This window comes from Pinisolibacter sp. DMC19, from assembly GCF_056313985.1.
In genome coordinates this window covers 103,630-127,922 of record NZ_JBQUZF010000008.1, presented here as the reverse complement: position 1 = coordinate 127,922, position 24,293 = coordinate 103,630, and the positions used below count along the sequence as shown (strand labels likewise).

Here is a 24,293-nt window from a genome sequence, read left to right as displayed (position 1 = left end):
GGTTCGCGCCATCAACATTGGCGTGAACGGGCACCGCGACCCGGTCGGATCCGAGCCGATACCGTCGCGAAGCCGGATCGGTTGCGCCGACGTGGGCCGTCCCCGGCTCCACCGAGGAGGAAAGAGGCCGGGCCGAGACGACGCCCCTCAGCGTTCGGGATGCGTACGCGGGACGCCGATGCGACAGTGCGCCTCGCACGGGCTTCGTTGAAGATCGTGGGGTCGGATGGCCGCTTTCGGCGCGATGCGGCCAATGACCGCTGTCGACCCGAAGCGGACGCTCTTCGTAGCGAACCGATGACGTCGGCAGGGCGTCGAGGAAGCGCTCTTCGGTATCCAGGAACATCCGTCAGCCGAGATGAAGCCGATCATCCGAGTGTGCGTCGCCGGCATCCCTCGCCCGGCTCCGCCAGGCACCGGGCGCCATGCCGTGATGGCGTCGGAACGCCGCTGCGAATGCGTAGGGCGACCCGTAGCCGATCGTGTCGGCGATCTCGGCGAGGCTCAGTGTGCCATTGCGTAGATGATCGCGGGCGAGTGTCATTCGCCACTCGGTCAGATATTGCATCGGGCTCTGTCCGAGCGCTTCGCCGAAGGCACGCGCGAAAGCCGCTCGAGACAGTCCACTGATCTTGGCGAGCTCGGGCACCGACCACGGATGCCCCGCGTCGCCGTGCATGCCCTGCAACGCCGCTCGGAGACGGGGATCTGCCGCCGCTCGATACCATCGCGGCGCTGTGGCACTCTGGCGGAAACTGGACCTGACGGCGAGAACCAGAAGGATGTCGAGAAGCCGGTCCAACACCGTGTTTTGACCGGGCTCCGGGACCGCCAGCTCTCGCGACAAGAGGTTGATCACCTCGCGCATCGGATCGCCGATCACCGGCGACAAGGGGATCACCTGAGGCAGGGCCGCGAGCAGCCCTTGGCCGACATCCCCGGAGAACCGATAGGCCCCGCACAGAAATACCGTCGCCTGCGGATCGTCCGAAACCCGGTCGTCCGCATGAGCCGCTCGGAAATCCTCCGGCTCGAGGCAGACGGTGCGGGGTTCGTGTCCGATGTAGTGATCGCGACCGCCCCGGACCAACGCGAAATTGCCCGGCGAGAGCGGGACCGGCGCTTCTGCCGGATCATCGAACCACAGCCAACACCGCCCCTGAGCCACGGCATGCACGGCGAGCTGGATCGACCCGCCGAGCCGCAGTCCCCATGGTGGTCTCGCGACCGTGCGGGCGAAGACGGCGCCGGAGGCGCGTGCTCTCGTGAGGTGGTCGGCCAGCAGATCCATGGTCGACGAGACTGAGCAAGACGCTCGCCGCTGTCAACCGATTGAGCGCTTCGCTTAATAATCTCAGAGAATCGAACATTGAGACGCTCATCGTTCAACAGCATCATGTCCTCGTGATCGATGACGGAGGACGAACGATGACGACTTCTCGAAAGACGACGCTGGTGCTCGGTGGGACCGGACGAACCGGACAGCTGGTGGCACTCGGCCTCGCCGAGCGCGGCATCGCCGTCCGCACGGCCGCGCGCAGTGACGCCGACGTGGTGTTCGACTGGGACGACCCGACGACCTATCGCGCGGCCCTGGACGACGTCGACCGGATCTATCTCGTCACGCCGGTGATGCGGACCCGTTTCGCCTCCGACGTGGCCGAGTTTCTCGATCTCGCGGTCGGCACCGGGGTGCGCCATGTGACTCATCTCAGCACCTACGGCGCTGACCGGGCCCCGCCGGAAGTCGACATCCTCGCGGTCGAACGAGACCTTGCCCGTCGGAGCGCCATCACACATTCCATCCTGCGTCCGGCGTGGGTGATGCAGAACTTCGCCGACGCGCATCTGCCCATCGTCGGCGGCGTGATCACGGTGCCGACCGGTGGCGGAGCGGAAGCCTTCGTCGACGCAGGCGACATTGCGGCCGTCGCAGTGGAGACCCTGATCGATCCGGAGGCCCATGCAGGAGCTGTCTATGCGCCGACCGGACCTCGTGCGCTCACCGTCGCCGAGGTCGCCGCCGTCATTTCCGAAGAGACCGGCCGTCCGGTCCGACATGCCGACATCGATCGGGACGCTTGGGTCGACGGCGCGGTGGCGGCCGGCTTCGTGCCCGTCGACTATGCGGTCATGTTGCGGTGGCTGACCGGGACGATCATCGCAGGCGACGGCTCCCGGCCGAACGGCGACGTCGAGCGGGTCACGGGGCGGCCTGCGACCGATTTCCGGGACTTCGTGCGGCGGAACATCGCCGTGTGGACGGCGAAGGCCGCCGAGTGACGACGTAATGGAACGATTCGAAAGGTATCACGGCCGATGGCCGAAATTCTCGGGAGAAGTCGGAATGTCGAGCGAACGATATGCTGCCTACGCGGGCGCCGAGCCCTATTCGAATTGATCAGAACCGCGTTGGGGGATTTGGTCGACGGCGATCATTTCTTCGACGTCGCCGCCGAGGACATCGCCTACGAAGTCCGCTACGAGCTCGGTTGGCCTCGCGTGATCCGGGGTCGCACCGATCTCATGGCCGCGTTCCGCGGCTATGTCGGTGCCATCCGGATCCGCTCGGTCGACGAGTTGGTCGTCAATCGGGCCGACCGCGGCCGGGTCGTGATCGTCGAATATGATGTTCACGGCACGATCCTCGCGACCGGAGCGAACTACGACAATCGGTTCTGCTCGATCATCGAGCTCGAAGACCGGAAGATCTCACGCTGGCGAGACTATATGGACTCGCATGCGGCGTGGACCGCATTGAACGCGTGACCCTCTACGAGCAGTGAGCGTATTGGGACGGAAACTCGTCCGACGGAACCGATCGGCGGCGCCCCCCACCCGAAGGCTTCCTGTGAGGGGGCACTTCGCCCGCGACCGACCCGGAGCGGACGCTCGAGATCACATGCCTCCGGCGAAGCCGGTGCGGTTCAACCGGAGTGCCGACGATCCACGAGAGCGCAGCGTCCATGGCGTCGTCCGACGGCTCGTGGCTGTCGACACCATACGGTCCTGCCTCGGTTCCGATCCGGCAAGGGACGACGTCGGTGGGAGAATCGTCTCCGCGAACCGACGCGCAGGACTTGCTTCGAAAAAGGACCCGGGCGGGGGTGCTTTCTCGCCCGGGTGATGTCGTCACGACAGATGGTGGCGTTCCTGCAGGCCCCAGACCGGCGTGGGCAGCCCCACCTGGCGGGCCTTCAGCTGGAGCGACAGGTACTGCGAATAGTGGCGCGACTGGTGCAGGTTGCCGCCGTGGAACCACAGCGCCTCCTGCTGCGTCGGCTTCCACATGTTGCGCTGCTCGCCTTCCCAGGGACCGGGATCCTTCGGCGTGTCCGAGCCGAGGCCCCAGACCTTGCCGACCTTGTCGGCGACCTCCTGCGAGATCAGATCGGCGGCCCAGCCGTTCATCGAACCGTAGCCGGTGGCGTAGACGACGAGATCGGCTGGGAGAACCGAGCCGTCCTTCAGCACGACCGCGTCTTCGGTCAGATGGTCGACATCGCTGCCCGACTTCAGCTTGATGCTGCCGTCGATGATCAGGTCGCAGGCGCCGACGTCGATGTAGTAGCCCGATCCCCGGCGCAGGTACTTGAGGAAGAGGCCCGAGCCGTCGGCGCCCCAGTCGAGCATGAAACCGGCCTTTTCCAGATCGGCGTAGAACTTCGCGTCGCGCTCGCGCATCTGGTCGTAGAGCGGGATCTGGAACTCGTGCATGATCCGGTAGGGCAGGGAGGCGAAGATCAGATCCGCCTTGCGGGTGGTCATGCCGCTCGCCACCGCCTTTTCCGAATAGAGACCGCCGAGACCGATCTCCATCAGGCTCTCCGAACGCACGATGTGGGTCGAGGAGCGCTGGACCATGGTGACGTCGGCTCCGCCTTCCCACAGCGCGGCGCAGATGTCGTGGGCCGAGTTGTTGGAGCCGATGACGACGACCTTCTTGCCGCGATAGGCATCGGGACCCGGATGCTGCGACGAATGCTGCTGCTCGCCGCGGAAGACGTCCTGGCCGGGGAACTTCGGCACGTTGGCCTTGCCCGACATGCCCGTCGCCAGCACCAGCTGCTTGGGCTTGAGGACGACTTCATTGCCTTCGCGCTCGACGACGACGGTCCATTCCTTCGTCGCTTCGTCGTATTTCGCCGACTTGGCGACCGTCGAGCTCCAATAGTTGAGCTCCATCACCTTGGTGTACATCTCCAGCCAGTCGCCGATCTTGTCCTTGGGCGCGAACACCGGCCAGTTGTCGGGGAAGGGCAGGTAGGGCAGGTGGTCGTACCAGACCGGATCGTGCAGGCAGAGCGACTTGTAGCGCTTGCGCCAGCTGTCGCCGGCGCGGGCGTTCTTCTCGATGATGATGGTGGGCACGCCGAGCTGACGCAGGCGGGCGCCGAGGCCGATGCCGCCCTGGCCACCGCCGATGATCAGGACATAGGGCTGGGTGGTGTAGCCGAGTTCGGCGGCCTCCTGGGCGCGCTTCTCGGACCAGGTCTTGCGATTGGGATCATGGCCGTGTTCGGCGCCCATGGGCCGGCGGAAGCCGCGCGGCTCCTCGTGGCCCTTGAGTTCGCTCATGGTGGTGAGCAGGGTCCAGATGCGGCCGTTCTTCAGGCGGATGTGGCCATAGCCACGGGCGAGTTCGGTCTCGAAGGAGAACCAGCCCTCGATGACCCCGCCGGCGTTGCTGGCGCCGGCCGCCTCGTCGGGCTCGAAATGCGACGGGCGGATGGCGGCGTTCTGGGCCACCAGCATGTCGCGGATCTGGTCCTTGCCCTCCAGGGTGCGGATGTTCCAGGTGAAGGTCACGAGATCGCGCCAGTGGCAATCGTCGAGGAACAGGGCCACGGCGGCCTCGATGTCGCCCGCCTCCAGGGCCCGGCCGAGGTCGGCGACCACCGTGGCGATCTTGGCGCTCGGGTTGACGTCCAGCATGCGTATCCTCCTCGAGTTCATCGTTCGGCGCATTCTTCGTCGCCGTCGAAACCAGAGGGGCAACCGCCGTGCCAGAGGACTGTTCTGGCGAAAAACTACGTGTTTCAACCGATTGAGGAGGCGCCGCGGCGCGGCGTGGTGTGGCGGGCGCCACACGTGTGGCGCCCGCTGCACGCCTCAGTGTGGCCTGAGCCCGTGGCGCCGGATGCGGCGATGGACGGTGGTGCGATCGACCCCGAGGCGGCGGGCGACCTCGGAGACGTTGCCGCGACAGGCGGCGAGCAGGGCATCGAGCTCGCCGGCCTTCGCATCGCCGTCGCCGACGTGCTCGTGTGTGGCGACCGTGACGGAGGACGCCGGTGCTGCGGGCTCGCAGAGGCGGTCGGGGAGATCGGCGATCTCGATGAGGCCGGTCTCGCTGACGGCGGCGGCGAAGGCGATGGTGTTGTCGAGTTCGCGGATGTTGCCGGGCCAGCGGTGCGCTCTGAGGCGGGCGCGGGCGGCGGCGGTGAGCGCGAGGCCGTATCCGGCCACGGCATGGCGGACGAGCAGGCGATCGACGATGTCGTCGAAATCGGCCCTTTCCCGCAGAGGCGGCAGCGTCAGGGTCGCCGTGTCGAGCCGGTAGTAGAGATCCTCGCGGAATGTTCCGGCGGCGACCAGCTTCGGCAGGTCGCGATGGGAGGCGGAAATCACCCGGATGCGCACCGGTCGCGGCTCGGTGCCGCCGACCGGCAGGACCTCGTTCTCGGCGAGCACGCGCAACAGGCGGCTCTGGAGCGAGAACGGCATGTCGCCGATCTCGTCGAGGAACAGCGTGCCGCCGTCGGCCTGTTCGATCAGCCCCTTGCGCCCCTTGGCCGCCGCTCCGGTGAAGGCGCCCGGCAGGTGGCCGAAGAGTTCGCTCTCGATCAGCTGTTCGGGGATGGCGGCGCAGTTGACGGCGACGAAGCGGCCCGGGAGGCCGCTGGCCGCGTGGATGGTGCGGGCGAGATGTTCCTTTCCGCTGCCGGTCTCGCCCTGGAGGAGGATCGGCAGCATGGTGCGCGCGAGCCGGGCGGCCCGCGCTTCGAGCGGGGCGATCGCCGGATCGGTCTCCGCCGGGCGGCTCGGGGGCACCGTCGGCAGGCTTCGTGGCGAGCGGGGGCCGCGCGCCTGGGCCTCGATCGCATGGGCGAAGAGTGCATTGCCGTCACGGCCGACGACCAGGCGCTCGCCGGTCGGGCGGCGGCGGGTGAGGCTCGGCAGATCGTCGACGTCGATCTCGAAGAAGCGGGAGACCGGCTGGCCGATCAGACGCGCCGGATCACGCCAGTCGGCATGGGCGGAGCGCGCCAGAATACGGGCGCCGCCATGGGTCATGCCGGCGATGCGGCCGCTGCCGTCGATCGAGATCGCTGCCTCCGGATCGACGTCGAGGAATTCCGGTGAGCGCGAGAAGCGCAGCACCCATTGGTCGCGGGCGTGGGCCATGAGATTGGCCAGTTCGATGCGCCGCGCGGTGGCGGTGACCAGATGCAACGCCAGATTCTGGCTCGCCTTGAGGATCGGCGAGGTGAGGAGCGAGATGTCGAGCACCGCCGACAGTTCGCCGTGAGTGTCGTAGATCGGCGCCGCCGTGCAGGAGAGCGGCGTGTGGGTGTTGTCGAAGTGATCGGTCTGATGGATCGTCAGGGCCTCGCCGGTCTCGAGGCAGGCGCCGACCGCGCAGGTGCCGGCGCGATGTTCCGACCATTCCGCGCCGAGATAGAGCCCGGACTTGCGCAGGTGGGTCTCGATCGCCGGCTCACCGAGGAACTCGACCGTGACGCCCTGCCGATCGGCCAAGAGCAACACGTAGCCCTGGCCGGCGACCTGTCCGAACAGGTTCTCGAGGCCGGAGCGGGCGATGTGGATCAGGTCCTCGGACTGCTGGCGATGCTCGCGCAACCGCGAAGCCGGGACGATGAAGGCCTCGCAGTTCTGCGCCGGATCGAGCCGGTGGCTCTCCAGGCAGCGGCGCCACGACGAGACCACGAGCGGATCGCGGCCGGTCGACAGGCCACGGGCCACCCTTTCGATCTCGCGGATGTGATCCGCATGAGAAAGTTTCGTCATGTCGACATGTCCTCCCCAGAGGCCGGAATACCGACCTCTGCGAGCTGGACTCTGACGGTCCGGTCTCGCACGATCTTCGGCACGCCGAAGGTCGGAGCACACAGTGCCGCGATTGCCCGGGATGAGCAACCGTCGCTCGGTCCGCCTCCGGGTCGACGAGGAAGCGCTCGACTTCCTTCTGCAGTTCGGCGGCCCGGGTCTCCCGGCCGCTCGACAGCGTCATCACCCGTGTCGAAGCCTCGCCGGCAATCTCCGCCGCGATGCGACCTGCGGCCACCGACCCGAAGCGGACTTCATCGTCCCAGTTTTCATGCGGCACCCTCCGTGCCGGCATGGCGTGACGCCAATTTCGAGTGCACGATTGCGAGATCGAAAACTCGCTCACCCATGCCAGACACATGTCCTTTCCGAAACACCTGAGACTCGGCATTCGCGGCCGACTTCTCTTCACTTCGTTGATCGGCCTGTTCGGCCTCCTCGTGCTCGGTGCGGTCGCGACCGAGAGCATTCGTCGGCAGATGATCGACGATCGCATCACCATGGTGCGCAATCTGACCGAGCTCGCCCATACGGTGATCGCGCGCGAATACGCCAGACAGACGGCCGGAGAGATCGACGAAGCGACGGCCAAGCGCAACGCCGTGGAAAGTCTGCGGGTGATGCGTTGGGCGAACGGAGAGTATTTCTTCATCGACGACTTCGACGCGCATTCGGTCCTGCTGCCGATCCAACCCGAGTACGAGGGCAAAGACGTTTCCGACCTCACCGATTCGAGCGGCACTCGGTTCGTCGTCGCGCAACGCGATCTGGCGGTCGCCGGCGGTGGCGTGATCCGCTACGAATTCACCAAGCCCGGCACCGGAGCGTCGGCGGAGAAATTGTCGCATGTCCGGCCGTTCGCGCCCTGGCGATGGTTCGTGGCGACGGGCATCTATCTCGACGACGTCGATCGCGAGGTGCGGACGGTGCTCCTCCAGACGGCGGGCCTCGGCGCGATCGTCGCGCTGGTGACCTGGCTCCTCGGGCGCGCCGTCGCTCGCTCGATCGGCCGACCACTCGGGCGCCTCGCCGAGGCGATCGACCGACTGACCCGGCGCGACTTCGCCTTCGACATTCCCGAGACCGAGCGGCGTGACGAGATCGGCGACATCGCTCGGGCAGTCGATCAGTTGAGGACCACACGTCGTGACTACGAAGCCCTGCAGGAAGTCTCGCGGATCGAACGGGAAACGGCCCTGGCCTACCAACGCGAGAGCGCGGCGCGGTTCGAAAAGACGGCGCGGCTCGTGAGCATGGGTGAGATGGCGACCAGCCTCGCCCATGAACTGAACCAGCCCTTGGCCGCCATCGCGAACTACTGCATGGGGTCGGTCCGCCGTCTCGAAGCGGGCTCCGGCGACCGCGCGGGTCTTCTCCAGGCGATGCGCAAGGCTTCCGGCGAAGCGGCGCGGGCGTCGCGGATCGTCGCGAGGCTCCGCCGCTTCCTGCGTCGCAGCGAGCCTTCGGTCGCGCCGCAACGCCTCGCCGACATCATCGGCGAGGCGACGACCATGGCCTCCGTCGATCTGCGCCGACGCGGCCATGCGATCGTCATCGACGCGCCCGACGACCTGCCGCCGGTGCGCGCCGACCGCGTCATGATCGGACAGGTCCTCTTCAACCTGATCCGCAACGGGATCGAGGCGATGGAGGCCCGTCCCCTCGAACGGCGACGGCTGGTGGTGACGGCACGCGCCGAGGCCGGGCAGGTCGAGGTCACGGTGACCGACTTCGGAACCGGCATCGGCGAAGACGACCGTGACAGGATCTTTCAGGCGTTCTACACCTCGAAACCGGAAGGTCTCGGGGTGGGGCTCAACATCTGCCGATCGATCGTGGAGTTCCACGGCGGACGGATCTGGGTGACCGACAATCCGGTCGGAGGTGCCGTGTTCCACTTCACACTGTCGATCGCATGAAGAAGATCACCGAACCGACGGCACCGATCGAAACGGTCCACGTCGTCGACGACGACGACGCGTTTCGGGATTCGCTCGTCTGGTTGATCGAAGCCAATCACCATCACGTCGTGGCTCATGCCGCCGCCGAGGATTTTCTCGCCGTGTGCACGCCCGACATGGCGGGCTGTCTGGTGGTCGACGTCCGCATGCCCGGCCTCGGCGGGCTCGAGCTGCACGATCGGTTGGTGGCCATGGGAATAGATCTGCCGACCATCGTGGTGACCGGCCATGGCGACGTGCCGATGGCGGTCGAGGCCTTCCGCAAGGGAGCGGTCGACTTCGTCCAGAAGCCGCTCGACGACGACTACATGCTGGCTCGCGTCGACTTCTGCCTCGCGCGCGATCGCAACCGTCGGCGCAGGGCGCTTCACGAGCGCGACGTCGTGGCGCGTCTGGCCGCCTTGTCGGTGCGGGAACGCGAGGTTCTCGATTGCGTGGTCCAGGGCAAGCTCAACAAGCAGATCGCCGACATCCTCGACATCTCCATCAAGACCGTGGAAGTGCACCGCAGCCGCGTGATGGAGAAGATGCGGGTCGGCACGGTCGCCGAGCTGGTACGCCTGTGCCTCGAAGTCGAGGCGGCGAAAGCCGGTGTAGAAAGCCCCGAGTAATCCTGGGACCACTCGGGGCGCGGCGTTTCTCCGACGTTCGGAAGGCGCTCAGTCGTCGAGCGCGAGGCCGCTGCGGTCTCGGGTGAAGCCGACGGCGACCAACGAGACCAGGCCGCAGGCGACGAGGAACACGATCACGGGCACGTAGCTGCCGCCGTAGCTCGCCAGGAGCGCGGTGGCGATCAGCGGCATCGGGCCGCCGACCAGTGCGGCGCCGACCTGATAGCCGAGCGAGACGCCGGTGTAGCGCACGTCGGCCGGGAAACTCTCGGCGAAGAAGGTGCCGAGCACCGAGCCGTAGGTCGACCAGATCACCGAGAAACCGACGACGATGGCGAGGGCGGCGATCACCGGCGATTTCAGAGCGAGCAGCCAGAAGAACAGCGGGATATAGGCCATCATCGCGACGGTGCCGGTCAGGAACACCACTTTCCGGCCGATCCGATCGGAGAGCCCGCCGAAGAACAGCATCATCGGGACGGCGATCAACGCGGCGAGCAACACCATGTTGAGCGCGTCGACACGCTTGTAACCGAGACCGACGAGATAGGAGATCGAGAAGGTCGCGAAGAGGAAGAAGGTCGAGGTTTCGATCACCTTGGCGCCGATCACCACCAGCACCGACCGCCAATGATCACGGAAGGTGGTGAAGAGCGGAACGCGCTTGGTGGTGCGACGGCTGGCGACCATGCGGAAGGACGGCGTCTCGTCGATCTGATGACGGATCCACAGACCGATGAAGACCAGGACGATCGACAGCACGAAGGGAATGCGCCAGCCCCAGGCGAGGAAGTCGGCTTCCGGGATCATCGACGACAGCAGAGAGGTCACGACGTTGCCGAGCGCCAGGCCGAGCAGCGCCCCGGTCTGCGGCACCGCACCGTAGACGCCACGCTTTTCGCGCGGCGAATATTCGACCGCCAGCAACAGGCCGCCGCCCCATTCGCCACCGAGCGCCAAGCCCTGCACCAGACGCAGCGCGGTGAGAAGGATCGGCGCCCAGACGCCGACCGTCGCATAGGTCGGCATCAGGCCGATCAGCATGGTGGAGACGCCCATCAGCGACAGGGTGACCACCAGCGTCTTCTTGCGGCCGATACGATCACCGATGTGGGAGAAGACGATGCCGCCGATCGGGCGGATCAGGAAGGCGAGCGCGAAGGAGGCGAGCGCCAGGAGCTGGCTCGTCAACGCGTCGGTCGACGGAAAGAACAGCTTGCCGAACACGATCGCCGACATCGTTCCATAGAGGAAGTAGTCGTACCATTCGATCATGCTGCCGATGGCGCTGCCGAACAGCGCGCGCCGGCGGTCTCCCGGCGAGACCAGTTGCGCCTTGTCTTCCATGGCGTTCGGATACGCCCCTGCGATCGACGTCATCGTCGTTCTCCCTGATCTGATTGGATTTCGTTCTGATTGGGCGGGTCAGGCCGCGGAGGCGCGTCGTGCCTCGAGGATGTCGAGGGCGACGTCGATGATCATGTCCTCCTGGCCGCCGACCATGCGGCGCCTGCCCAGTTCGAGCAGGATCTCGCGGGTGTCGACGCCGTAGAGCTTCGCGGCGTTCTCGGCATGACGCAGGAACGACGAGTAGACGCCGGCATAACCGAGCGACAGGCTCTCCCGATCGACGCGGACCGGGCGATCCTGCAACGGGCGGACGAGATCGTCGGCGGCGTCCATCAGCTTGAAGAGATCGCAGCCGGTCTCCTGTCCCTTGCGGTTCAGAACCGCGATCAGGGCCTCGAGCGGCGCATTGCCGGCGCCGGCGCCCATGCCCGCCAGAGACGCGTCGACGCGCACCGCGCCCGCCTCGATGCCGGCGACCGCATTGGCGACGCCGAGCGTCAGATTGTGGTGGGTGTGGACGCCGATCTCGGTCTCCGGCTTCAACGCCGCGCGCACCGCCTTCACCCGCGCCGTGTAGTCCTCCGGCAGCATGGCTCCGGCGCTGTCCGTCACGTAGACGCATTCCGCGCCGTAGCTCTCCATCAAGAGTGCCTGCTCGACCAGCTTCTCCGGCCCCACCATGTGGGCCATCATCAGAAAGCCGATCGTGTCCATGCCGAGCTCGCGCGCCGCCTCGATGTGCTGACGCGACACGTCGGCCTCGGTGCAGTGGGTGGCGACGCGGACCGACCGCGCTCCGGCGGCATGGGCCACCTTCAGGTCGTGCACCGTGCCGATACCGGGCACCAGCAGGATGGTGACGCGGGCGTGGCCGCAAACCTCGGCGACGGCCGCGATCCACTCCACGTCGGTGTGGGTGCCGAAACCGTAGTTGAAGGTCGATCCCGCGACGCCGTCGCCGTGGGTGATCTCGATGGCGTCGACCTTGGCTTCGTCGAGCGCCCGGGCGATCGCCTGTGCCGCCTCGATCGAATAGGAATGCCGGATCGAATGCATGCCGTCACGCAGGGTGACGTCCTGGACGTAGAGCTTGTTCGGGTTCGGACGAGCCATCACGCGGCCTCCTTGGCGAGAACCTTGGCGGCCCAGTGGTCGGCGGTGACCAGGGCGGCGGAGGTCATGATGTCGAGATTGCCGGCGTAGGCCGGGAGGTAATGGGCGGCGCCCTCGACCTCGAGCATGATCGTGGTCTTCAGTCCCGACGCGAGGCCTGATCCGGGGACGCGGACCGGTGCGTTGTCGCCGATCACGTCGAACTGCACCTTCTGCTTCAGACGATAGCCGGGCACGTATTTCTGTACCGACGCCACCATCTCCAGGATCGAGGCCTCGATCGCCTCGCGCGATCCGCCCTGAGAAAGCGTGAACACCGTGTCGCGCATGATCAGCGGCGGCTCGGCCGGGTTGAGGATGATGATCGCCTTGCCGCGCTCGGCGCCGCCGAGCACTTCGATCGCCTTCGACGTCGTTTCGGTGAACTCGTCGATGTTGGCCCGCGTGCCGGGGCCGGCCGACTTCGAGGACACCGAGGCGACGATCTCGCCCCAGATCACGCGATCCGTCGCGCGCCGCACCGCCCAGACCATCGGGATGGTCGCCTGGCCGCCACAGGTGACCATGTTGACGTTGGCCTCGTCGATGTTGGCGTCGCCGTTGATCGCCGGGATGGTGAAGGGGCCGACGGCGGCGGGGGTGAGGTCGATGACCTTCTTGCCGTCGGCGCGCAGCAGGGCGTCGTTGACGAGATGCGCCTTGGCCGAGGTGGCGTCGAAGACCACCCGGATGTCGCGGTATTCCGGCATCTTGCGCAGGCCGTCGATGCCCTCGTGCGTCGTCGGCACCTTCAGCCGCGCGGCACGGGCCAATCCATCGGAGGCCGGGTCGATGCCGACCATCGCCCCCATCTCCAGGTTCTTCGAGGTGCGCATGATCTTGATCATCAGATCGGTGCCGATGTTGCCCGACCCGATGATCGCACATTTGACCTTGGACATGAGTTCTCCTTCGCATCTCAGCGAAACGTGGAAGAGCAACTACCGATGAACCAAGCCATACGGATCAGTCCACGGAGCGTCCGTGACGCTCAGTTCGGCATGTGCATCGTATTTTTTGGAACGTTGACGTTGATGTCAGGCCGGATCGATGTTCATCCGATCGTCTCCCCGAATTATTTCTTGTTGTGGGCGATGCTAGGGGGAATCCGAATTTCGAGAAATTGGGGTATACCCCAATCGCTGCCTACGGCCTCTCGGATGTGCGGCGAGGACCGTGGCATGTCGGGTAGGCCGACGAGCGCGGCGACGGCATTCGAGGATTGGCCTGTTGCCGGTTTCACGGACACCGAATTCAGGTGTCGTGATGGGACCGGAGGGAGCCGGACCGACGACGGCTTCCTCGTTCAGTGCGGCCTTCTCGATTCTCTGCTCGGTCAGCACTGCGTTGGAGCGGTTCCCGGAATGCTCTCCCCCGATTCCCTGTTCGGCGGCCCAGGGAGATCGAACGTATCTCTCTGAGATTTCGCACGTTTCAGATGTCGATCGGGTCCGGCGCCGGCTGGTTCGGCGCAGTTTCCCTGGAGATTCCCTGAAAGCAGGGGGGCGAGACCGGTTCGCCCTCGACTGCGTCCACCGCCACCACCCCCTCAGACGCAGCCGTTGGTGACGACGTCGGGTTCGAACGTGTCGGATGTGTTCCGGGTATGGAACCTCGGACGATGAACGGACGCTCGACCGCACCGAAATCGCGCGCACCGCGTCACTTTTCGAGGCGGGCGCGGATCTCCTGCAGTTCCTTCCGACGTGCGTCGTCGACCGACGGATAGGCCATCTTCAGTTCGAGCATCGTGTCGAGCACGATCTGGGAGACGATCAGTCGCGCATTCTCCTTGTCGTCCGCCGGCACCACGTACCAAGGCGCCTCGCGCGTGCTGGTCGCGGCGAGACAATGCTCGTAGGCCTTCATGTAGTCGTCCCAGAATTTCCGCTCCTCCACGTCGGCGTCGCTGAATTTCCAGTTCTTGCAGGGATCGTCGATGCGCGCGAGAAAGCGCTCGCGTTGCTCGTCCTTCGACAGATGCAGATAGAATTTGACGATGCGGGTTCCGTTGCGATGGAGGTGCTGCTCCAGATGGACGATGGAACGGTAACGGTCGCGCCAGATGTCCTTCTCGTTGCCGGGCGCATCGGGAAGTCCCTCGTTGCGCAGGATCTCCGGATGGACGCGGGCGATCAGCACTTCCTCGTAATAGGAGCGGTTGAAGATGCCGATCCGTCCCCGCTCGGGCAGGTCGCGTGTGGTGCGCCACAGGAAGTCGTGCTGGAGTTCGGTCGGGCTCGGATGTTTGAAGCTGAAGACTTGGCACCCCTGCGGGTTGACACCGGACATGACGTGGGCGATGGCGCCGTCCTTGCCCGCCGCGTCCATCGCCTGAAAGATCAGCAGAACGGCATGGCGATTGGACGCGTAGAGCAGTTGCTGCTGTGCGCTCAGCTGCGCGACGTGATCGGCCAGCGCCGCCTCGTAGTCCTTCTTCGACCGGTAGACCGGGTCGATCCGGGTCGGCCACTTGCCGAGGTCGACGTCTTTTCCCTCTCGGACGAGAAAGTCCTTCGTCTTGATCTTCATGATGCTCCTTTCCGCGCCGATCTCGGCGCTCGAATGGTGAGGGCGCGAGGCCGGATCCACGTCCGTCCTCGTGCCCGAGCGCCTCACGGCGTGGCCGCCGCACGTGCCGTCATCGCCGCCGCCTCGCGGTTGCCGGCAGGATCGAAGATCCGATAGGCGAGGAGTTTCGCCCTGTCGTTGATCAGAAACCAGACCAGGGCGTAGGCCCACACGAACAGCGCCCAGCCCCAGCCGAGCGGCGTCATGAACACGCCGTAGACCGCGATCAGCGTCGCCAGGATCTGCGTGCCCAACACCGCCGCCCACAGGATTCGCGCCGGCCGGACGGTCCAGAAGGGTCCGCGCGTGCGGGTCAGGAAGATCGTCAGATGGCCGGCGATCGAGAGCTTCAGGTACATCAGGGTCTGGACATGGGCCCGGTCGAGATGGAACACCCGCTCGCCGAGATAGAAGAGGGCGAAGGCCGACACGACCCCGGTCACGCCCAGGACCGTCGACACCCCGAGGACGACGGGCATGTTCCACGCCTCGGGCCTGTCCCTGTAGCGCACGTCGTCATAGGCGATGGCGAGGATGGCGCCGTCGTTGAGCAGGGCCAGCATCACGATCATCACCGCGGTCAGCGGATAGAAGTTGAAGATCAGGATCGACAGCGTCATGAACAGCAGGACGCGCAGGGTCTCGGCGATGCGATAGATCGCGTAACTGTTCATGCGCTGGAAGATCTTGCGGCTCTCTTCGATCGCATCGATGATCACCGACAGGCCCGGGGTCGTCAGCACGATCGCCGCCGCCGCCCGCGCCGCGTCGGTCGCCCCCGAGACGGCGACGCCGCAATCGGCCTTCTTCAGCGCCGGCGCGTCGTTGACGCCGTCGCCGGTCATGCCGACGATGTGGCCGCCCTGCTGCAGAACGTCGACGATGTGGAACTTGTGTTCCGGGAAGACCTGGGCGAAGCCGTCGGCCTTCTCGATCGTTTCCGCCAGCGCCGCCGTTTCCCGGCGTTTGGTGTCGCCGAAGCCGCCGGCATCGAGAATGTTCGTGCCCATGCCGAGTTTCGCGGCGGTCTCCCGGGCGATGGCCAGCGCGTCGCCGGTCACCATCTTGACCGCGACGCCCATCTTTCGGGCGGTGGCGATGGTCGCGGCGGCATCGTCGCGGGGCGGATCGAACAGCGGCAGCACGCCGAGGAAGCGCCAAGGTCCGTCGCCGTCCGCCCGTGCCACGCCGAGCGACCGGAAGCCGCGCGCGGCGAAGCCGTCGACCGCCGCATCGACCGCGGCCGTCACCGTGGCCGCATCGGCCGCCAGGGCCAGGATCGCCTGGGGTGCGCCCTTGGTGACCTTGAAGCGCGTTCCGTCGCGCTCCACCGTGGCTTCGGTGCGCTTGTGCACGGGATCGAACGGTTGGAAATGGACGACCTGATAACCGTCCAGGGCTCGGTCGCTCTTCAACCCACCCAGCACCGCGAGATCGATCGTGTCCTTGTCGTCGGCCCGCGACGCCAGCGCGGCGTCGACGACGAGCTGCTCGGCATCGATGCCGTCGACGCAGAACGGCTCGCCCAGCGTCAGTTCGTTGCGGGTCAGGGTGCCGGTCTTGTCCGAGCACAGGATGTCGACACCGGCGAGTTCCTCGATCGCCGACAGGCGGGTGACGATCGCCTGCTGCTTGGCGAGCAGGCGCGCGCCGACCGCCATGGTCACCGACAGGACGGTCGGCATCGCCACCGGGATCGCCGCGACCGTCAGCACCAGCGCGAATTGCAGCGTGGTGAGGATCGGATCGCCGCGCAGGATCGCGACGGTGACGATGATCGCCACCAGCGCGATCGCCAGGACGATCAGGTAGTTGCCGATCTTCAACACCGCGCGTTGGAAGTGGCTGACGGTGTGGGCCTCCTGCACCAGTTGCGCGGTCTTGCCGAAATAGGTGTCGGCGCCGGTGGCATAGACGAAGGCACCCACCTCGCCCTGGCGGACGATCGACCCGGAGAACACCGCCTCGCCGGGCGCGCGCGTCGCCGGGAGGGATTCGCCCGTCAGCGCCGATTGGTCGACGTCGATCGGGTCGCCGTCGAGCAGGCGCACGTCCGCCGGAACGATGTCGCCGAGGCGCAGACGGACGACGTCGCCCGGCACCAGTTCGCGGGCGGTGCGTTCGCCCCATGCGCCGTCGCGTCTGACCCGCGCCCGGATCGCCAGCTTGGCGGCGAGCGCGGCGATGGCGTTGCCCGCCTGATGTTCCTCCCAGAAGCCGACCACGGCATTGGCGACGAGCAGCAGCAGGATGATGCCGAAATCCGGCCAATGGCGCGCCACCGCCGACAGGATCACCGCCCCTTCGATCATCCAGGGGATCGGACCCCAGAAGTAGGAGAGGAACTTCAACAGCGGGTTGGTCTTCTCCTCCGGCAGTGCGTTCGGCCCGTAGCGGGCGAGCCGCGCCTCGGCCTCGGCCTGGGTGAGGCCGTCCGGCGAGGACGCCAGCCGCTCGAACAGGGCGGGCATCGCGACGGACTTCGACGCCTCGTCGGTCTCGGCCTTCGCCGGCGGCTCGGAAGCGGCGTCTCGAACGGATGGGCGGGCAGTGACGCGATCGGATGCCATCTCGGATGTTCCTTCTGTCACTGCGTCGACGCGGGGCTCGGGCGCCGGCGGTCGGCGTCGTCAGGACCGCGCGGGTCCGATCTCGGCCGTGATCCATTCCTTCGCAGCCGCCAGATCGGCCACCGCGAACAACTCGACCACACAGGGAATGAACGGCCGGAACAGTGTGATCGATGTCCGCAGCCACGCGAGATCGGTCACCACCGCGACCTTTTCGAAGCCGCGCAGATGGGCGAGGCCGAAGCGGGCGTCGTCCCACAGGGCGCCGACCTCGAAACGCTCGAAGGCCGGGCCGACGACATAGAGGACCCGGATCGGTCCCTTCGCCATCATGGCTTCGGCGCGGGGGATCAGCACGTCGCGATAGTCTTCGTGGGTGATCGTGCCGATCGCTTCGATCGCCAACACGTCGTCGGGTAATCCGGAGACGGGTTCGAACATGGTCGTGATCCTCCTCCATCGGGTGGCCGCGGAGCGATCGCAGCGGCGGCCAAACCGGGTCGGCCCTTCTCTCCGGCCGCATCTTCGTCTCGGTCTCCCGAAAGGGGACTTCGATCGCCGGCGTCGAAGAAGCGGCCGAGGCCTCACGTGTCGCGTTGCCGAGCGCTTACCCGATCGACGAGATCCCGGACGCCGACCCCAGCAGGCCTCCCCATATGTGTTCGCACGATGACGAACGGGGACCCTCGTTTTCGACCGAATCGAAGCGGTCTGCCGAGGCGATCGGCCCGCTGCGGGACCTGCGTAGATTCCGATGCTGTCGACGGGCGATCGCCCTGCCCACCCTCACCACTCGCCCGCTCCGGTGACGCGTCTCGATGCATCCATCGATGGTGACCCATCTGAGCCTCCCGAACGACTTCGGGCTCTTCCGACGCCGTTCCCCAGTTCGAGGGATCACAATGGCACTGCACGAGATCGATCTCGCCGCCCGGCTCGCCATCGAAGACACCTATGTGAGCGAGGCCGCCGATCTCCGCCTTCCACGGTTTCGAATGCCCGAGACGACCTCGTCTGCGGAGGCGATCTACGGCCTCGTCCACGACGAACTGCTGCTCGACGGCAATTCACGCCAGAATCTGGCGACCTTCTGCACCACCTGGTCGGAACCGCAGGTGCGGCGGCTGATGGGCGAAGCGGTCGACAAGAACATGATCGACAAGGACGAGTATCCGCAGACGGCGGAACTCGAGAGCCGCTGCGTCCACATGATCGCCGACCTCTGGCACGCCTCGCAGGCGAAGACCACGGTCGGATGCTCGACGACCGGCTCGAGCGAAGCCTGCATGCTCGGCGGGCTGGCGCTGAAGTGGCGTTGGAAGGCGAGGCGGATCGCAGCCGGCAAGCCCTGGGACAGGCCGAATTTCGTCTGCGGTCCGGTGCAGATCTGCTGGGACAAGTTCGCCCGCTATTTCGACGTCGAGATCCGGCAGGTGCCGCTGAAGGGCGATGCCCTCGGGCTGACGCCGGGGGATCTGCGCGTCCATTGCGACGAGAACACGATCGGCGTGGTCGCCACGCTCGGCGTGACCTTCACCGGCATCTACGAGCCGGTCGAGGCGCTCGCCGCCGAGCTCGACGCGATCGAGGCGGAGACCGGCTGGGACATCCCGATCCACGTCGACGCGGCGAGCGGCGGCTTCGTCGCCCCGTTCATTCAACCGGAGCTCACGTGGGACTTCCGGATCGCGCGGGTGAAGTCGATCAGCGCGTCGGGTCACAAATACGGCCTGGCGCCGCTCGGCGTGGGCTGGGTGGTGTGGCGCGACGCCGATCAACTGCCCCAGGAGCTGATCTTCGACGTCGACTATCTCGGCGGCCACATGCCGACCTTCGCGCTCAACTTCAGCCGGCCCGGCGGGCAGATCGTCGCGCAGTACTACAATTTCCTGAGGCTCGGCCGGGCCGGCTACACCCGGATCCAACAGGCCTGCGCCGACACCGCCCAATGGCTGGCGGCCGAGATCGCCGTACTCGGGCCGTTGGAGCTGGTCTACGACGGCAAGGGGGCGCTGCCGCTCGTCTGCTACCGTCTGAAGCCGGATCGCGACCACGGCTTCACGCTCTACGACCTCTCCGAGCGCGTGCGCATGCGCGGCTGGCTGATCGCCTCCTATCCGCTGCCGGCCGACCGGGGCGAGACGGTGATCCAGCGCGTCCTGATCCGCCATGGCGTCAGCCGCGATCTGGCGCAACTGCTGCTGGACGACCTCCGGCGCGCCCTCGACCATTTCCGCGACAACCCGGTTCGCCGCTCCGGCGCCGGTCCGACCTTCCATCACTGAACCCAGCTCATTCGGGAGGTCGTGATGACCTTGTCAAAGAAGTCCCTGGTTTCGACCTTCAGCATGGCGATGATGACCTCCGCGGCGGTCGTCAGCCTGCGTGGGCTGCCGATGATGGCGAAGGAACAGCTGACGTTGTTCGTCTACGTCGCCTTCGCCACCTTCATCTTTCTGATCCCCGCGGCCCTGGTCTCGGCCGAACTCGGCGGTGCCTTCGGAGACAGGGGCGGCGGTGTCTACACCTGGGTCAAGGAGGCCTTCGGCTCGCGCTGGGGCTTCGTCGCCATCTGGCTGCAGTGGATCCAGAACGTCGTCTGGTATCCGACCGTGCTCGCCTTCTCCGCCGCCGCCGTCGCCTATGTCGTCGGACGGCCGGAGTTGGCGAACAACGGCACTTATGTCGGCGTGTTCTGCATCGTCGCCTATTGGGCGGCGACGCTGATCACGCTGCGCGGCGTCGGCGTGATCGCCAAGGTGACGAGTTGGGGTTTTCTCGCCGGAACCGTGCTGCCGGGCGTGATCATCATGGTGCTCGCCGTGATCTGGATCGCCCAGGGCAATCCCATCGCCATGCTGCATCCCGTTGCCGGCGATGCGCCCGCCGTCGTGTCGATGACCGGCGGTCACGCGCATCCGCGCTACTTCCCGCACATCACCGGCATGGGCGACATCGCCTTCCTCGCCGGGATCATCCTGTTGTTCGCCGGCGTCGAGGTGCATGCGGTGCACGCCAACGAGATGGCCGCGCCGAAGCGGCAGTTTCCGATGGCGATGTTGATCTCGTCGGTGGTGATCATTCTCCTGTTCACCCTGGGCTCGTTCGCCGTGGCGACCGTCCTGCCCAATCAGGAGATCAATCTCCAGGAAGGTCTGATGAAGGCGTTCCAACAGATCTTCACGCGGCTCGGGATCGCCTGGGCGACGCCGATCGTCTGCGTGCTTCTGGCGTTCGGCGGGATCGGCGGCGTGATGTCGTGGATCAGCGGCCCGAGCCGTGGCCTGCTGTGGACGGCGAAGGAGGGTGAACTGCCCCCCATCCTGGCCAAGACCAACGAGAACGGCGTGCAGATCAACATCCTCATCGTCCAGGGCGTGATCGTCACCATCCTGGCGCTCGCCTATTTCGTGATGGCCGACGTCAGCGTCGCCTTCTTCATGCTCTCCGCGATGACCATCACGCTCTATCTGATGATGTACATGCTGATGTATGCGGCGGCGATCCGCCTGCGCTACTCGCAACCCGATCTCGAGCGCCGCTACCGCGTGCCGGGCGGCAATGCCGGCATGTGGTGGATCGCCGGGATCGGTTTCGCCGGCGTCGCCTTCTCCTTCGTCGTCGGCTTCTTCCCGCCGACGCAGCTGCCGATCGGAAGTCCGACGCTCTATGTCGCCCTGGTCGTGGCGGGCGCGGTGATCTTCACCGGGCTGCCACTCTTGATCGGAACGATGAAACAGGCATCCTGGCGGGTGGTGGCGCCGATCTTGCCGAACCCGGGCCTCGCGGCCACCGCCCCGCCGACGCCAGCCGCCTGAGCGGCCCGGTGTCGTCTGCGATGCCGGCGGCGTTCGCGCCGTCCTCGGTCTTCGTCCGATCGGACGAACCGGAGATGGTGCCGAGAGACTGCGCCCGACGGCGGACGTCGCCGGGCGACCGGTTCCCGATCCGTCACGAATCACGACCATCCGTCGTTGCCGAGGAGAACGCCCCATGACCATCAATTTCACCCACCTGCAGCCGGTCGTGTCCCTGATCGCCGGCGTGCTGATCCTCATAATGCCGCGCCTGCTGAACTACATCGTCGCGGCCTTCCTCATCGTTTCCGGCATTCTCGGTCTCGGCCTGCTGCGCTGAGTACATTCCGATCCTGCCGCGTGCGGTGGATCCGTGGCGTGATCGTCGCCGGATCCGATCGAGCATGGCGGTGGCGACTTCCACTGCCGACGATCGGAAGACCGGTGTCCACCCATCACGGACGACACCGATGCCCGCACCCGCGAGCCTTCGGTGTCGTCGGAAGGAACCACCCGATGAAGATCTTCGACACCCCCCTGTACGCGGGCCTCGCGCTCGCCGGTGTTCTCGTCGCCACCCCCGCCTTCGCCGAATCCGTCATGTTCAAGGCGACCCTGTCGGGCGCCGAGGAGGTTCCGGCGGTGACGTCCAAGGGAATGGGCACCGCCGAAGTGACCTATGACGCTGCCACCAAGACGGCGACGTGGAAGGGCACCTATTCGGCTCTGTCCGGCCCCGCCACCGCCGCCCATTTCCACGGCCCGGCCGACAAGGGCAAGTCCGCCGGCGTCGAGGTTCCGGTCGACGCGATGGCCAGTCCGTTCTCGGGCAAGGCGACGCTGACGGAGTCCCAGGCCGCCGACCTGATGGCCGGCAAGCTCTATCTGAACATCCACACCGCGGCCAATCCGAACGGCGAGATCCGCGGCCAGGTCGTCAAGGCCCAGTGACGGCCGTCTGACGCTGCGCGACCGGGGGACAAGATCGGTTCCCCGGTCGCTTTTTTGCGTGATCGCGGCCCCGTCGGGTCGGGCCGGCGCGCCTGACGGGGTCGTCACCGACGGCCTCGTCGCCGTTCCGAAATGCCGACGGGCACGAGCGGGAGGTCCCGGCCGTGCCCGCGGGGGAGTGTGTGTCGGATCTCGCCTTTTCGTCAGGCGGTCGCGCCCCGGTTCGGGCATGATCGCCCGTGGGGCCGTGTGGACGTCGAGGTGAACGGGCGACGCGGTGGTATTCCATCGCGGGCACCGATCCGAGCCACCGCTCGATCGAGGCACCGAGACGGTGCCGGTTGGCCCGGGCCGCACCCTCCTTGTTCCGTCGCATCGACGCGCCGGCCGGTCCCCGAATCCGCCGGCGCCCTCTCGGCTCGCGGGCGCCGGGAATATTCTCGATATCCCATTGACGAATTGGGTTTCTTTTGTTGCCGTGGCGGGTCTTCGCACGCCAAGGTCGGCCGGAGTTCCCTGCGAGCAGGGAATTCCGAGACCGGTTCGCGCTCGACTGCACACACCGCCACCGACCCTCGACATCGTGGGCATTTCTGCTCTTCGCCCGCCATGCGGAAGTGTCTCGCCCCCTCCACGGCTCGTGCGGACGTGTCGGTGGGCCCTGTGACGGGCTCGTCGGAGGCTCGACGCTTTCGGTCTGGCGGCGCGGTCCGCCTGCTCCTGCTCGTCCCACCAGCCGTCGCAGGTCAGCGACGGGGAGGCGGCTGCGGTCGGGCCGTCAATCACGACCGGTCGCGTGCGACGCGGACGTCTCCCCAATCTCGAGCCGCACCCCGACAAGAGCGGTCGGACCATGGTCGATCGAAAATATATAGCAATACCTTGACACGAAAATTCGACCGCCATATGGTCACCACGAACTACGACAATGCATTTATATAAAATCGAAGGGTGGAGCGATCGAGCGAGGGTCCGGACGGATCCGGCACGACCGCGCCCGGCCACGGTGGCCATCCCTTCTGCGCAACGACGCCATCGAGACGGGACGACCATGACCGATCCGGCCGCTTCCATCGCATCCACGCCCCAGTTCGCGCTCACCGCGGACCAACTCGCCTTCCGAGAAACCGCGGCGCGCTTCGCCGCCGACGTCCTCGCTCCGACCTACAAGGCTCGCGAGAAGGCGGCGACCGTTCCGATCGCGCTGCGTCGGCAGATGGGCGAGATCGGTCTCATCGGCGTCGAGTTCCCGGAGACCTACGGCGGTCTCGGCGTCGACCACGTCACCGCCGGCGTGGTGCTCGAGGCGATCGCCGAGGGCGACTTCAACGTCGGCTACGTCCAGCTCCTCTCGTCGCTCTGCGGCGCCATCCTGTCGCGCCATGCGGCGCCCGAGATCGCGGCCGACCTTCTGCCGAAGGTCGTCGCCGGCGAGGTGCTGCTCTGCATCGCGCTCACCGAGCCGCAGGGCGGATCGGACGCCGCCTCGCTGCGCCTCAAGGCGGTGCGCGACGGCGATCACTGGGTGCTGACCGGCGAGAAGACCTCGATCTCGATGGCCGACCAGGCCGATTGGGCGGTGGTCTTCGCCCGCACCGGCACGGTCGAATCCCGCGCCCACGGCATCTCGGCCTTCCTCGTCGACATGAAGGCGCCGGGCATCTCGACCACCCGTTTCGACGATCTCGGCCAGCTCGCCATCGGCCGCGGGTCGATCTTCTTCGACGGCGTCCGCGTGCCGGCGACCCACATGTTGGGCCGGGAGGGTTCGGGCTTCGTCCAGGTGATGCAGGGCTTCGACTTCTCGCGTGCGCTGATCGGCCTGCAGTGCCTGTCGGTGGCGCGCGTCTCGCTCGCCGAGACGTGGAAATACGTCCAGGAGCGCAAGGCCTTCGGCAGGCCGCTCAGCGACAATCAGGGCGTCACCTTCCCGCTCGCCGAGGCCGAGACCCTCGTCGAGGCGGCGCGGCTCCTCTGCTTCAAGACCCTCGCCGCCAAGGACGCGGGGCTGCCCCACACCAAGGAGGCGGCGATGTGCAAGTGGTGGCCGCCGAAGCTCGCCTACGAGGTGGTCAACACCTGTCTGCTGCTGCACGGTCACGCCGGCTACGACGTCGGCCTGCCGTTCGAGCAACGGATGCGCGACGTGCTCGGCCTGCAGATCGGCGACGGCACCGCCCAGATCATGAAGCTCATCATCGCCCGCGAAGCGCTGCGCGCCGCGGCAGCCTGAGAAACGAGGCGCCGCGAGAGCGCCAG

18 protein-coding genes are annotated in these 24,293 nt (G+C 66.6%); 9 read left to right on the top strand and 9 right to left on the bottom strand.

The features are described 5' to 3' along the window. Positions 1–349: 349 nt before the first annotated feature. The gene (locus tag ACT53U_RS17720) at positions 350–1,291 is read right to left on the bottom strand and encodes an AraC family transcriptional regulator (RefSeq protein ID WP_476157127.1); all 942 of its coding nucleotides are present in this window, start codon (positions 1,289–1,291) and stop codon (positions 350–352) included. Between the two features lie 41 nt (positions 1,292–1,332). Between ACT53U_RS17720 and ACT53U_RS17715 the strand changes: the two genes are divergently transcribed. Both ACT53U_RS17715 and ACT53U_RS17710 read left to right on the top strand, forming a co-directional pair. Next, positions 1,333–2,283 carry an NmrA family NAD(P)-binding protein gene (locus ACT53U_RS17715; protein WP_476157126.1) on the top strand — a complete coding sequence of 317 codons (951 nt, stop codon included), beginning with the start codon at positions 1,333–1,335 and terminating at the stop codon, positions 2,281–2,283. A gap of 114 nt (positions 2,284–2,397) precedes the next feature. Next, a complete protein-coding gene (locus tag ACT53U_RS17710) occupies positions 2,398–2,769 on the top strand; it encodes a nuclear transport factor 2 family protein (RefSeq protein WP_476157125.1) in 372 nt (123 codons plus the stop codon). Positions 2,770–3,132: 363 nt separating this feature from the next. On the opposite strand, the gene ACT53U_RS17705 is transcribed toward ACT53U_RS17710, so the two are convergent. Both ACT53U_RS17705 and ACT53U_RS17700 read right to left on the bottom strand, forming a co-directional pair. Next, positions 3,133–4,935 (bottom strand): NAD(P)-binding domain-containing protein, encoded by a 1,803-nt coding sequence (locus ACT53U_RS17705; protein WP_476157124.1) that lies wholly within the window; start codon positions 4,933–4,935, stop codon positions 3,133–3,135. Between the two features lie 177 nt (positions 4,936–5,112). Further along, positions 5,113–7,032: a sigma-54-dependent Fis family transcriptional regulator gene (locus ACT53U_RS17700; protein WP_476157123.1), complete on the bottom strand. Its 1,920-nt coding sequence runs from the start codon at positions 7,030–7,032 to the stop codon at positions 5,113–5,115. A gap of 518 nt (positions 7,033–7,550) precedes the next feature. On the opposite strand from ACT53U_RS17700, the gene ACT53U_RS17695 reads away from it, so the two are divergent. Then, positions 7,551–8,990: a cache domain-containing protein gene (locus ACT53U_RS17695; protein ID WP_476157122.1), complete on the top strand. Its 1,440-nt coding sequence runs from the start codon at positions 7,551–7,553 to the stop codon at positions 8,988–8,990. Continuing rightward, a complete protein-coding gene (locus ACT53U_RS17690; protein WP_476157121.1) occupies positions 8,987–9,643 on the top strand; it encodes a response regulator transcription factor in 657 nt (218 codons plus the stop codon). Before ACT53U_RS17695 ends, ACT53U_RS17690 begins: the two co-directional genes overlap by 4 nt. A gap of 48 nt (positions 9,644–9,691) precedes the next feature. Here the strand turns inward: ACT53U_RS17690 and ACT53U_RS17685 are convergent, their stop codons facing one another. The 6 genes from ACT53U_RS17685 to ACT53U_RS17660 all read right to left on the bottom strand — a co-directional run bounded on the left by ACT53U_RS17685 (position 9,692) and on the right by ACT53U_RS17660 (position 17,727). Continuing rightward, positions 9,692–11,023 (bottom strand): MFS transporter, encoded by a 1,332-nt coding sequence (locus tag ACT53U_RS17685; protein WP_476157120.1) that lies wholly within the window; start codon positions 11,021–11,023, stop codon positions 9,692–9,694. A gap of 45 nt (positions 11,024–11,068) precedes the next feature. Continuing rightward, complete coding sequence (dmpG, locus tag ACT53U_RS17680; protein WP_476157119.1) at positions 11,069–12,106, bottom strand: 4-hydroxy-2-oxovalerate aldolase; 1,038 nt, start codon at positions 12,104–12,106, stop codon at positions 11,069–11,071. Then, positions 12,106–13,047 (bottom strand): acetaldehyde dehydrogenase (acetylating), encoded by a 942-nt coding sequence (locus ACT53U_RS17675; RefSeq protein WP_476157118.1) that lies wholly within the window; start codon positions 13,045–13,047, stop codon positions 12,106–12,108. The genes dmpG and ACT53U_RS17675 overlap by 1 nt, the downstream gene beginning before the upstream one ends. 760 nt (positions 13,048–13,807) lie before the next feature. Then, on the bottom strand, positions 13,808–14,677 hold the full coding sequence (locus tag ACT53U_RS17670; RefSeq protein ID WP_476157117.1) for an ADP-polyphosphate phosphotransferase: 870 nt from the start codon (positions 14,675–14,677) through the stop codon (positions 13,808–13,810). Between the two features lie 83 nt (positions 14,678–14,760). Next, complete coding sequence (locus tag ACT53U_RS17665) at positions 14,761–17,286, bottom strand: plasma-membrane proton-efflux P-type ATPase (protein ID WP_476157116.1); 2,526 nt, start codon at positions 17,284–17,286, stop codon at positions 14,761–14,763. A gap of 60 nt (positions 17,287–17,346) precedes the next feature. Then, positions 17,347–17,727 carry a SpoIIAA family protein gene (locus tag ACT53U_RS17660; protein ID WP_476157115.1) on the bottom strand — a complete coding sequence of 127 codons (381 nt, stop codon included), beginning with the start codon at positions 17,725–17,727 and terminating at the stop codon, positions 17,347–17,349. A gap of 461 nt (positions 17,728–18,188) precedes the next feature. On the opposite strand from ACT53U_RS17660, the gene gad reads away from it, so the two are divergent. The 5 genes from gad (at position 18,189) to aliB (ending at position 24,267) form a co-directional block, all read left to right on the top strand. After that, positions 18,189–19,571, top strand: a complete 1,383-nt coding sequence (gene gad / locus ACT53U_RS17655) for a glutamate decarboxylase (RefSeq protein WP_476157114.1) — start codon at positions 18,189–18,191, stop codon at positions 19,569–19,571. Between the two features lie 24 nt (positions 19,572–19,595). Further along, positions 19,596–21,104, top strand: coding sequence for an amino acid permease (locus tag ACT53U_RS17650; protein ID WP_476157113.1), 1,509 nt, complete (start codon positions 19,596–19,598; stop codon positions 21,102–21,104). 175 nt (positions 21,105–21,279) lie between these two features. Beyond that, entirely contained in the window at positions 21,280–21,423 is a 144-nt protein-coding gene (locus ACT53U_RS17645; RefSeq protein ID WP_476157112.1) for a DUF3096 domain-containing protein, read from the top strand. 176 nt (positions 21,424–21,599) lie between these two features. Continuing rightward, positions 21,600–22,034: a CHRD domain-containing protein gene (locus tag ACT53U_RS17640; RefSeq protein ID WP_476157111.1), complete on the top strand. Its 435-nt coding sequence runs from the start codon at positions 21,600–21,602 to the stop codon at positions 22,032–22,034. Between the two features lie 1,051 nt (positions 22,035–23,085). Further along, positions 23,086–24,267 carry a cyclohexanecarboxyl-CoA dehydrogenase gene (aliB, locus tag ACT53U_RS17635; RefSeq protein ID WP_476157110.1) on the top strand — a complete coding sequence of 394 codons (1,182 nt, stop codon included), beginning with the start codon at positions 23,086–23,088 and terminating at the stop codon, positions 24,265–24,267. Positions 24,268–24,293 lie beyond the last annotated feature (26 nt).